9 protein-coding genes and 1 pseudogene are annotated in these 9685 nt (G+C 68.5%); 8 read left to right on the plus strand and 2 right to left on the minus strand.

The window, feature by feature from the left end:
• Positions 1 to 108 precede the first annotated feature (108 nt).
• Positions 109 to 435 carry a HesB/IscA family protein gene (locus MKK63_RS08345; RefSeq protein ID WP_243919543.1) on the minus strand — a complete coding sequence of 109 codons (327 nt, stop codon included), beginning with the start codon at positions 433 to 435 and terminating at the stop codon, positions 109 to 111.
• 151 nt (positions 436 to 586) lie between these two features.
• Here MKK63_RS08345 and MKK63_RS08350 point away from each other — a divergent pair, with 151 nt between their 5' ends.
• Positions 587 to 1834, plus strand: coding sequence for a deoxyguanosinetriphosphate triphosphohydrolase (locus MKK63_RS08350; protein WP_244000547.1), 1248 nt, complete (start codon positions 587 to 589; stop codon positions 1832 to 1834).
• Positions 1835 to 2020: 186 nt separating this feature from the next.
• Here MKK63_RS08350 and MKK63_RS08355 read toward each other — a convergent pair whose 3' ends face one another.
• Positions 2021 to 2416, minus strand: coding sequence for a hypothetical protein (locus MKK63_RS08355; protein ID WP_244000549.1), 396 nt, complete (start codon positions 2414 to 2416; stop codon positions 2021 to 2023).
• 259 nt (positions 2417 to 2675) lie between these two features.
• Between MKK63_RS08355 and argS the strand changes: the two genes are divergently transcribed.
• The 7 genes and pseudogenes from argS to MKK63_RS08390 all read left to right on the plus strand — a co-directional run.
• A complete protein-coding gene (gene argS, locus MKK63_RS08360) occupies positions 2676 to 4427 on the plus strand; it encodes an arginine--tRNA ligase (protein ID WP_244000551.1) in 1752 nt (583 codons plus the stop codon).
• 48 nt (positions 4428 to 4475) lie between these two features.
• Positions 4476 to 5843, plus strand: a complete 1368-nt coding sequence (locus MKK63_RS08365; protein ID WP_244000553.1) for an SPOR domain-containing protein — start codon at positions 4476 to 4478, stop codon at positions 5841 to 5843.
• A gap of 374 nt (positions 5844 to 6217) precedes the next feature.
• The gene (gene nagZ / locus MKK63_RS08370; protein ID WP_244000555.1) at positions 6218 to 7222 is read left to right on the plus strand and encodes a beta-N-acetylhexosaminidase; all 1005 of its coding nucleotides are present in this window, start codon (positions 6218 to 6220) and stop codon (positions 7220 to 7222) included.
• 134 nt (positions 7223 to 7356) lie between these two features.
• On the plus strand, positions 7357 to 7629 hold the full coding sequence (locus tag MKK63_RS08375) for a twin-arginine translocase TatA/TatE family subunit (RefSeq protein WP_244000557.1): 273 nt from the start codon (positions 7357 to 7359) through the stop codon (positions 7627 to 7629).
• A gap of 104 nt (positions 7630 to 7733) precedes the next feature.
• Entirely contained in the window at positions 7734 to 8306 is a 573-nt protein-coding gene (gene tatB / locus MKK63_RS08380) for a Sec-independent protein translocase protein TatB (protein ID WP_244000560.1), read from the plus strand.
• Entirely contained in the window at positions 8303 to 9103 is an 801-nt protein-coding gene (gene tatC / locus MKK63_RS08385) for a twin-arginine translocase subunit TatC (protein ID WP_244000562.1), read from the plus strand. Before tatB ends, tatC begins: the two co-directional genes overlap by 4 nt.
• A gap of 176 nt (positions 9104 to 9279) precedes the next feature.
• Positions 9280 to 9685 (plus strand): annotated as a pseudogene (locus MKK63_RS08390) (IS4 family transposase); the annotation flags it as partial.

The following is a 9685-nucleotide window of genomic DNA, read 5'->3' on the forward strand; positions in this document are numbered from 1 at the left end:
ACGCGTTTTGCCGGGCGAGGCAATCGCGCCCGTCGGATCACTTCGCCGAGCCCAGACGGGTGTCGCAAGCCGGCAACGGCCAGGCCTCAGACCCCCGGCTCGGCGCGTTCACAAGGAGAAGGACGTGCCGCAGCCGCAGGACGCCGTAGCGAGCGGATTCTCGATCTTGAAGGACTGGCCGATCAGGTCGTTCACGAAATCGATCGTCGAGCCGCTCATGTATTCCAGCGACACCGGATCGACCACCACGGTGGCACCGTTGCGCTCGATCGCAAAGTCCTGTGCCTCGCGGCTCCGGACGATGTCGAACGCATAGGAGAAGCCCGAGCAGCCCCCGCCGTTGACGCTGATCCGCAGCGACGAGCCGGCGGGCTCGGCGACCATGATCTCGTTGATGCGCTTGGCGGCGCGATCGGTCAGGGTAATATCAGCCATTGGTCTCACGGCCACGCATTCATTCGGTGGACGCCGCCGGAATGTTGTCCCGGGCGTCATCGCAGACAAGATATGGATCCTGAGCCTGCGCCGCAACGCGTCGGACGAGGAGAGAGCATGACCAGTTTGCGCGAGACAGCGGACGCGTTCCGTGCGGCCTAACGGCGAGCGCTGGCGCGCACCCTACGCGACGGATCCGGCTCGGACCCGGGGTCGGCTGATCGCGGAGGACGGCTCGCCGACGCGCAGCGACTTCCAGCGCGACCGGGACCGGATCATCCACTCGACCGCGTTCCGGCGCCTGAAGCACAAGACGCAGGTCTTCGTGCATCACGAGGGCGACCATTACCGGACCCGGCTGACCCATACCCTGGAGGTCAGCCAGATCGGGCGGGCTTTGGCGCGGGCGCTGGGGCTCGATGAGGATCTCGCGGAGGCGCTGGCGCTGAGCCACGACCTCGGCCACACCTGCTTCGGTCACACCGGCGAGGATGCCCTTGATGCCTGCATGGCCGCGCATGGCGGCTTCGACCACAACGCGCAGGCCCTGCGGATCGTGACGCGGTTGGAGCGGCGCTACGCGGGGTTCGACGGGCTCAACCTCGCCTGGGAGACGCTGGAGGGACTGGTCAAGCACAACGGTCCGCTGCTCGATCCCGAGGGCCGGCCGACGCCGCGCTACAAAGAGCATGGCATCCCCGCTGCGATTCTCGAATACGACGCGCTGAATCCCCTCGATCTGTGGAGTCAGGCTGGTCCGGAGGCGCAAGCCGCGTCGCTCGCCGACGATATCGCCTACGCGGCCCACGATCTCGATGACGGCCTGCGTGCCGGGCTGTTCGAGATCCCGGAGTTGCACTGCGTCCCGTTCCTGGCCGACCTGCTCGGGGAGATCGACCGGCTTCATCCCGGCCTGGAGCCGTCCCGCAAGATTCACGAGCTGGCGCGACGCGTGATCACGCGTTTCGTGGAGGATGTGATCCGCGAGGGCAGCCGCCGGATCGCGGCGCTCGACCCGCGCTGCGTCGAGGACGTCCGCGGGGCCGGCGAGCCGGTGATCGCCTTCTCGCCGGAGATCGCCGCCGCCGACGCTGACATCATGCGCTTCCTGTGGGGGCGGATGTACCGGCATCCGGGCGTCGTGGCCGTGCGCAAGAAGGCCGACACCATCGTGCGCGACCTGTTCGCGGCGTTCACGACCGATCCGTCCCGCATGCCCGAGGAATGGAGCGCCGGCCTCGCGGGAGCCTCCACCGCCCGGATCGCCCGCCGGGTCGCCGATTACATCGCCGGCATGACCGATACCTACGCGGTGCTGGCCCATCGCAAGCTCTACGACGCGACACCGGATCTGCACTGGGAGTTGCCGAGCCGGGGCTTGCCGCTGGCCGAGCCCTGAAGGATTTCGTGCGGGCGCGGCGCAGCGATCCAGGGCAGCCCTTCGGCGGCAGACGTGGTGTTGACCTTGGTCGCTCAGACCCGAGCGGCGGCGGTACGCAGGCCTGACCGGAAGGCGACCGGGAACGTCCGTTTCCCGGTCAAACCGCGGTTCAGCGACCCAGCAATCGCGCGGCGTCGATCCAGATCAGCAGCCGCAGCCGTAACCGCCGTAGGGGGCCGGATAGCCGTAATCGTAGCCATATCCACCATAGGCCGCAGGGTAGCCGTAGCCGTATCCGCCATACCCGCCATAGCCGTATCCGCCGTAGAGGCTGCCGGCAGCGAGGCCCAGTCCGAGGCCGAGTCCCGCACCCGCAAGCCCATAGCCGAGGCCGCGTCCGTAGCCGCGACCATGGCCGTAGCCAAAGCGACGGCCGTAGAAACCACCCCGATAACCGTAGCCCCCGGCGCGGAACCCGCCGTAGCCGCCGCCATAATGTCCGCCGTGGAACCCGCCGCCCCGGAATCCACCTGCCTCCGCGGCCGGCGCGGCCAGCAAGAGGGCACACACCGCAGAGCCGACGATCGTCAAAGTCTTCATTGATGCCTCCACGACCGGGGGATTCGCGATCGACCGCAATGACACCGCCTAACGTTCAATGGAACAAGACCTTTTCGGCACCGTCGGTAATCACCGCGCGGGGTGGCCTGTCCCGGCGATCCGCGTGCCGGCCGTCCGCGATCGGGCCCCCGCCCACCCCTGGTGCCGTGACACCCTCCCGCCCCCTTGCTAGACGGCCGGAGCGGCCTCAGCCCGATCGAGCCGGGCGACGGGTTCCCCGCGAGCGAGACCGAGACCGATGAACATATTCGCCCTGTTCGAGGCGCGCGTGCGCGAGGCCGTCGAGGCGCTGACGCGCGCCGGCCAGCTGCCGGAGGGACTGGATCTCGGCCGCGTGGTCGTCGAGCCACCGCGTGATCCAGCCCATGGCGACCTCGCCACCAACGCGGCCCTGGTCCTGGCCAAGGAGGCGCGGACCAACCCGAAGGCCCTCGGCGAGGCGTTGGCCGCCGAATTGCGGACCGATTCGCGAATCGTGGAGGCCAGCGTCGCCGGCCCCGGCTTCATCAACCTGCGGCTCGATCCCGCGATCTTTCACGCGGTGCTGCGCAGCGCCCTCGCGGCGCCGGAAGCGTTCGGCCGGGCGCAGATGCCGGGTGGTCCGATCAACGTCGAGTACGTCTCGGCCAACCCCACCGGGCCGATGCATGTCGGCCACGGCCGGGGCGCCGTGTTCGGCGACGCCTTGTGCAACCTGCTGGTCGCCGCCGGCCGGACGGTCACGCGGGAATACTACATCAACGACGCGGGCGCGCAGGTCGACGTGTTGGCCCGCTCGGCCTACCAGCGCTACCGCGAGGCGCTGGGCGAACCCTTCGTGATCGGGGAGGGCCTCTATCCGGGCGATTACCTGAAGCCCGTCGGCGCGAAGCTCGCCGATACGCACGGGCGCACCCTTCTCGACCAGTCCGAGGCGGAATGGCTGCCGGTGGTGCGCGAGACGGCGCTCGCCATGATGATGGCGATGATCCGGGGCGATCTGGCGGCGATCGGCATCCGGCACGACGTTTTCTTCTCGGAGCGGACGCTTCAGGACAGCGGCGCCGTGAAGGCGCTCCTCCAGGAATTGCGTGAACGCGGACTGGTCTACGAGGGCCGTCTGCCACCGCCCAAGGGCCAGCTCCCCGAGGATTGGGAGGATCGCGAGCAGACGCTGTTCCGCACCAAGGAATTCGGCGACGACAGCGACCGGCCGCTGCTGAAGTCCGACGGGTCCTACACCTACTTCGCCTCCGACATCGCCTATCACCGGGCGAAGTACCTCGCGGGCGCCACCGAGTTGATCGACGTGCTCGGCGCCGACCATGGCGGCTACGTCAAGCGCATGCAGGCTGCCGTGAAAGCCGTGAGCGACGGCCAGGCGACGCTCGACGTCAAGCTCTGCCAGCTCGTGCGGCTGTTGCGCGCAGGTGAGCCGGTGAAGATGTCGAAGCGGGCCGGCGAGTTCGTCACCCTGCGCGACGTCATCGACGAGGTCGGTCGCGACGCGATCCGCTTCATGATGCTCTACCGCAAGAACGACGCGACGCTGGATTTCGACCTCGCCAAGGTGGTCGAGCAGTCGAAGGACAATCCGGTCTTCTACGTGCAATACGCCCACGCCCGGGTGCGTTCGGTCCAGAGGCAGGCGCGCGAGGCGTTTCCGGACTCCGACCTGTCCCCGTCCGGCCTCCTCAGCGAGGCGGCGTTCGACCTGCTCACTGATTCCGGTGAGGCCGAGATGATGCGGCTGATCGCCCAGTACCCGCGGGTGCTTGAGTCGGCCGCCGCCGCCCATGAACCGCACCGAATTGCCTTCCACCTCTACGAAATCGCGTCTGCGCTTCATAGTTTCTGGAACAAGGGCAAAGACTTGCCGCAATTACGGTTTGTTAATGCAACCGATCGAAAGTCCACCTGGGCCCGGCTCGCGCTCGCCGAATCACTTCGGAGCACGCTTGCCGCGGGCCTCGCGGTACTTGGTGTGACCGCGCCGGACGAGATGCGATAGGCCCGGCACCATCGGGCCTCCGACCGGCGCTGATGTGAGGATGCTGCCATGACGAACGCTTCGCGCGCTCAGGTCGATCTGGACGCCCTTGCGCGCGATCTGCACCCGGAGAATCCCCGGGGGCAGGGCACGGGCAAGGTCGATCCCCTCGCCGAACTGGCCCGGATCGTCGGGCAGGACGATCCCTTCCGCGCGCTCCTGGCGGCCCGCGATCAGATGCGTGCCGCGGCACCCGTCGAGCCGCAGCATACCTGGAACGGACGGGTCGAGCCGAGTTTCGCCCCCGAGCCCGTCAAGGCCTTACCGGCCGACGCCTTCGATCAGTATCTCGCCTCGGTCGAGCGCGACACGCATGAGGAGGCGCCGTACGCCCATACCGGCGTTGCCGCTGCCGATGTCGCCGATGACGCCTACGCGGAGGACCGCCCCCTGCGGCGCACCAACCCGCGGCGCAGGCTGCTGTCCGTCGGCGCCGGGATCGCCGTGGTGACCGTCGCGGTCACGGGCGCGCTTACCTACAAGGGTCTGAACAACACCGGGCACGGCGGTGTGCCGGTCGTGCAGGCCGATACGACGCCCATGAAGGTCGCACCCAAGGTCGCCGACGGCGTCGAGATCCCCGATCAGAACCGGCAGATCTACGATCCGAAGGGCAAGAAGGACGGCCAGATCAAGATCGTGAACCGCGAGGAGCAGCCCCTCGACGTCGCCGAGGCGGCGCGCGCGGCGCAGGGCCCCTCGCTCGGCGGAGCCAGCCAGGGCGGAACGACGCCGGGCAACAGCCCGTTCGAGGCGTTCGGCGAGCCCAGGAGGGTGCGCACCGTCGCGGTGAAGCCCGAGGGGCCGCCCGCGGCGCCGGCCCGCGAGGCGCAGGCCGATGCGGGCCCGTCGCCCATCCCCACCATGGTGCTGCCCACGGACGAGCCGCCGGCTCCGCCGGTGTCCAGGGCCAAGCTCGGACGCCAGGCAGCCGCAAGCGCGCCGCAAGCGATGTCCGCCTCCGTCGAAGCTCCCCCGGCGCCGACGCCCGTCGAGGCGCCGCCGACCAAGCCCGTGGCCGTCAAGCCTCCGCCGAAGGCCGCCCAGCGCGTCGCCACCGCGGGCCCGGCCTCCATCCCGGATACGACTGCCAGCACCACGGCCGCCGACGATGCGCCCGTGACCAGCGGCTCGGTGAGCGGGTTCTCGGTTCAGCTCGGAGTCCGCGGCTCGGCCGCGGAGGCGCGGGCTGCCCTGCATCAGTTGCAGGGTAAGTACAGCCAGCTCGCCGGCAAGCCGGAGCTGATCCGCCAGGCGGAGGTCGGCGGCAAGACGATCTTCCGGGTGCGCGTCGGACCGCTTGAAAAGACGGCGGCGTCCAGCCTGTGCAGTTCGCTTCAGAGTGCTGGCGGCCAGTGCTTCGTCGCGAAGAACTGACACGCCACGGCGACCCATCCCGCAGAACGTCGGGATGGGGCCGATCGTGGCCCGGTCCGATGACGAAGCGGACGTAGTCCACGCCGAGCCCGACAGGCGAACCCCGATCCGAGCCCGTTCGGCTCGGCTGATCGAAGTGGTCAGGTTCAGCGGGGGCCTGGGCCGCGCCGCAGCGGTCTCGGATACCAGTGCCGTACGCGTCGCCCGTTCCGAGTCCCGGCGGCAACACTCGCGGTCCGCGCGCTCAATCGTGGCGTCCGGCCGCCGATTCGACTTGCCGGCTCCCCGTTCCCGCCCGACTCTGGGCCGATCGGATCGGCCCGATCCAGCTTGTTTCTTCGTCGCCATTCACCGAGTTCTTTCGAGACGTCCCGATGACCTCCCGTGCCCTGATTCTCGGCTGCGCCGGCAAGTCGCTCTCCCCCGAGGAGGCGGCGTTCTTCCGCGACGTGCAGCCCTGGGGCTTCATCCTGTTCAAGCGGAATATCGGCACGCCCGAGGAAGTGCGCGCCCTGACGGACGCGTTGCGCGCCTGCCTGGGGCGCACGCTCGCGCCGATCTTGATCGACCAGGAGGGCGGCCGGGTCCAGCGGATGGGGCCGCCGCACTGGCCGGCCTATCCGGCGGGCGGTCGCTATGGTCGGCTGAACGGCAGCGCGACGGCGGTCGCGCGCCTCGGAGCGCGCCTGATGGCGCATGATCTCGCGGAGGTCGGCATCAATGTGGATTGCGCACCCGTCCTCGACGTTCCGGCGCCGGGCTCCCACGACATCATCGGTGACCGGGCCTACGGGACGAACCCCGATTCTGTTGCCGCAATCGCGCGGGCGGTGGCCGAGGGCCTGATGGCTGGCGGCGTCCTGCCGGTGATGAAGCATATCCCGGGGCACGGCCGCGCCGCGTGTGACAGCCATCACGGGCTGCCGATCGTAGAGGCCAGCCGCGACGCGCTGGAGGCGCAGGACTTCCGGCCGTTTCGCGCGCTCGCCGACCTGCCTATGGCGATGAGTGCGCACGTCGTCTTCACCGCCATCGATCCCGAGCGGCCGGCCACCCAGTCCCCCACAGTCATCCGAGACGTGATCCGCGGCGCGATCGGCTTCGACGGCTTGCTGATGACCGATGATCTGTCGATGCATGCCCTGACCGGGACGTTTCGCGAGCGAACCGAGCGTGCCTTCGCGGCGGGCATCGATATCGGGCTTCACTGCAACGGTGCGATGGACGAGATGCGCGCGGTCGCCGAGGCCGCTCCGATCCTGGCAGAGCGCGCCGCGGAGCGGGCCACCGCTGCGCTGGGGCGCCTCGATCCCACCGGCGACGGCTTGGACGTGCCGCAGGCGCGCGCTCGGTTCGCGGCGGCTCTCGCGGCCGCCTGAACCGCGGCCTTCCACCGCCCCTGGCACCGCCCGTGCTTGTGTTCGGGCGGCGTGATCCCTAGGTTCGCCCCGAATTCCTCACCCGGACGTGGCGTCCCGCTCCCGCTTCGTCGGGGCGCACGCAGGAGGTTGCCATGGGCAGCATGAGTATCTGGCATTGGGTCATCGTCGCGGTCATCGTGATGCTACTCTTCGGGCGCGGCAAGGTCTCCGACCTGATGGGTGACGTCGCCAAGGGCATCAAGGCGTTCAAGAAGGGCATGGCCGAGGACGAGACGCCCCCGGCGAGCCCGACCGTGGTGCCGCCGAACGAGCCCGTCCGCACGATCCCGCACACCGCCGAGACCAGCCCCGGCACCGCCATCCCGGCGAGCCACATCCCGGGCGGCGAACGCAAGCCGGTCTGAGCGACGGGACGGTCTTTGGGACTGTCTTGAAGCGTGCGCTGGTGTAGAGCCTGACGGGGGCCGGGCTGCGGTTCGGTTCCCAGGGCAGCAGGACCGTCGACGACATGCTGGACATGAGTTGGGGCGAGGTGATGCTGATCGGCGGCGTCGCCCTCATCGTCATCGGGCCGAAAGACCTGCCGAAGGCGTTGCGCACCGTGGGGCAGATCACTTCGAAGCTGCGCCGCATGGCCGGCGAGTTCCAGATGCAGTTCAACGAGGCGATCCGCGAGGCCGAACTCGACGAGGTTCGCCGCGAGGTCGACGGGATCCGCAACACCGTGCGCGGCGTGGGGTCGACCTTCAATCCCGTCCAGACGATCCGTGACGAGTTGAAGGGCGCCGTCGAAGGCCGGACCAAGGTCGGACCGGAAAAGCTCGGTCCCCCGCCGCCCGAGGCGGACACGCGCTCGCTGGCCGAGGCCACGGCGCAGTTGAAGGCCGAGCAGGACGCCGCTCCTGCCTTGGCCGAACCGGCGCCAGCCGAGACCAGGACGCACTCGGCTTCGCCTGCGGCAGCCGTGGATGTTCCACTTCCGGTGCCCGGCTCGGTCGAGGACCCGTTCGGGCCCCCGGCGGAGCCGGTTCCCGGCCACGACGCTCCGATTGATCCGAAGAACGGCGCCGCCGCCCAATGAGCACCGACGCCGACGAGGCCGAGATCGAAGCCTCCCGGGCTCCGTTGCTCGAACACTTGATCGAGCTGCGTGCGCGCCTGATCAAGTCTCTCATCGCCTTTGTGGTGATGTTCTTCGCTTGCTTCTTCTTCTCGCGCGATATCTACAACGTGCTCGTCTACCCCTACACCTCGGTGGTGGGGACGGCGAACGCGGAGCTGATCGCGACCCATTTTCTCGAGCAGGTGTTCACCAACATCAAGCTCAGCGTCTTCGGCGCGGCGTTCCTGGCCTTCCCGGTGATCGCCAACCAGATCTACGCTTTCGTGGCGCCAGGCCTCTACCGCAACGAGCGCAAGGCCTTCCTGCCCTACCTCGTGGCGACGCCGATCTTCTTCCTGCTCGGCGCGCTCGTGGTCTTCTTTCTGGCGATGCCGCTGCTGATCAAGTTCTCGGTCTCGCTCCAGCAGGTCGGCGTGGCCGGCGAGCCGACGATCAAGCTGATGCCCAAGGTCGACGAATACCTTTCGTTGATCATGACACTGATCTTTGCCTTTGGCATCGCGTTCCAGCTGCCCGTCATCCTCACCCTGCTGGGCCAGATCGGCATCATCGACGCGGCGTTCCTGCGCGAGAAGCGGCGTTACGCCATCGTACTGGTCTTCGTCGCCGCGGCCGTACTGACGCCGCCCGACGTGATTTCCCAGCTCTCCTTGGCCCTGCCGATGCTGCTCCTTTACGAGGCCTCCATTTTCTCGGTGGTCCGAGTCGAGAAGCTGCGCGCGGCCCGGCGGGTCGAGGAGGGGTTGGATCCGTAGGGCGTTCCCTGCTTATAGCGCTTTCCGCCGAAGTGGACGCCGGTTCGGCGCAAGTGAGCGTGTCACAACACGAGCTTAGAGCCGTGCCCGATTGCAACGCGCTCGGTACACGACACAGTGGCGGCGGGCGGCGCGCCGTGGTGGACTGAGGGATTCCTCGCCAAAGGGATCCCCCCATGTCCGCTTGTCTGCGCACCGCCCTGATCGAGAGCCTATCGGCGCATCTGGGCCTGGGCAAATCGCGTCTTGAGACGCTGAGCATGTTGCTGATCGGCTTGATCCACAGCCGGACGGTCAACCTCACCCATATCGCCAGCCAGTGCCACGGCCCGGCCCGCTACGCCTCGAAGTACCGCCGCCTGCAACGCTTCTTCCAGCACGTGCGTCTCGATCAGGCCGTGATCGCCACGCTGGTGGTGCGCATGCTCAAGCTGACCCGGCCCAAATGCCTGGCGCTCGATCGCACCCGCTGGAAGCTCGGCCGAAAAGACGTCAATATCCTGATGCTGGCCATCGTCACGCGTCGCTTCCGGGTGCCGCTGTTGTGGTCGGTGCTCGCCCATCCGGGCAACAGCGACACCG

It is taken from the genome of Methylobacterium sp. J-088, from assembly GCF_022829295.1.
GTDB lineage: Bacteria > Pseudomonadota > Alphaproteobacteria > Rhizobiales > Beijerinckiaceae > Methylobacterium.

What these genes read in the sequence shown, in the direction of transcription:
- MKK63_RS08345 (WP_243919543.1), bottom strand. Translation starts at nt 435, where the DNA reads ATGGCTGATATTACCCTGACCGATCGCGCCGCCAAGCGCATCAACGAG.
- MKK63_RS08355 (WP_244000549.1), bottom strand. Translation starts at nt 2,416, where the DNA reads ATGAAGACTTTGACGATCGTCGGCTCTGCGGTGTGTGCCCTCTTGCTG.
- argS (WP_244000551.1), top strand. Translation starts at nt 2,676, where the DNA reads ATGAACATATTCGCCCTGTTCGAGGCGCGCGTGCGCGAGGCCGTCGAG.
- MKK63_RS08365 (WP_244000553.1), top strand. Translation starts at nt 4,476, where the DNA reads ATGACGAACGCTTCGCGCGCTCAGGTCGATCTGGACGCCCTTGCGCGC.
- nagZ (WP_244000555.1), top strand. Translation starts at nt 6,218, where the DNA reads ATGACCTCCCGTGCCCTGATTCTCGGCTGCGCCGGCAAGTCGCTCTCC.
- MKK63_RS08375 (WP_244000557.1), top strand. Translation starts at nt 7,357, where the DNA reads ATGGGCAGCATGAGTATCTGGCATTGGGTCATCGTCGCGGTCATCGTG.
- tatB (WP_244000560.1), top strand. Translation starts at nt 7,734, where the DNA reads ATGCTGGACATGAGTTGGGGCGAGGTGATGCTGATCGGCGGCGTCGCC.
- tatC (WP_244000562.1), top strand. Translation starts at nt 8,303, where the DNA reads ATGAGCACCGACGCCGACGAGGCCGAGATCGAAGCCTCCCGGGCTCCG.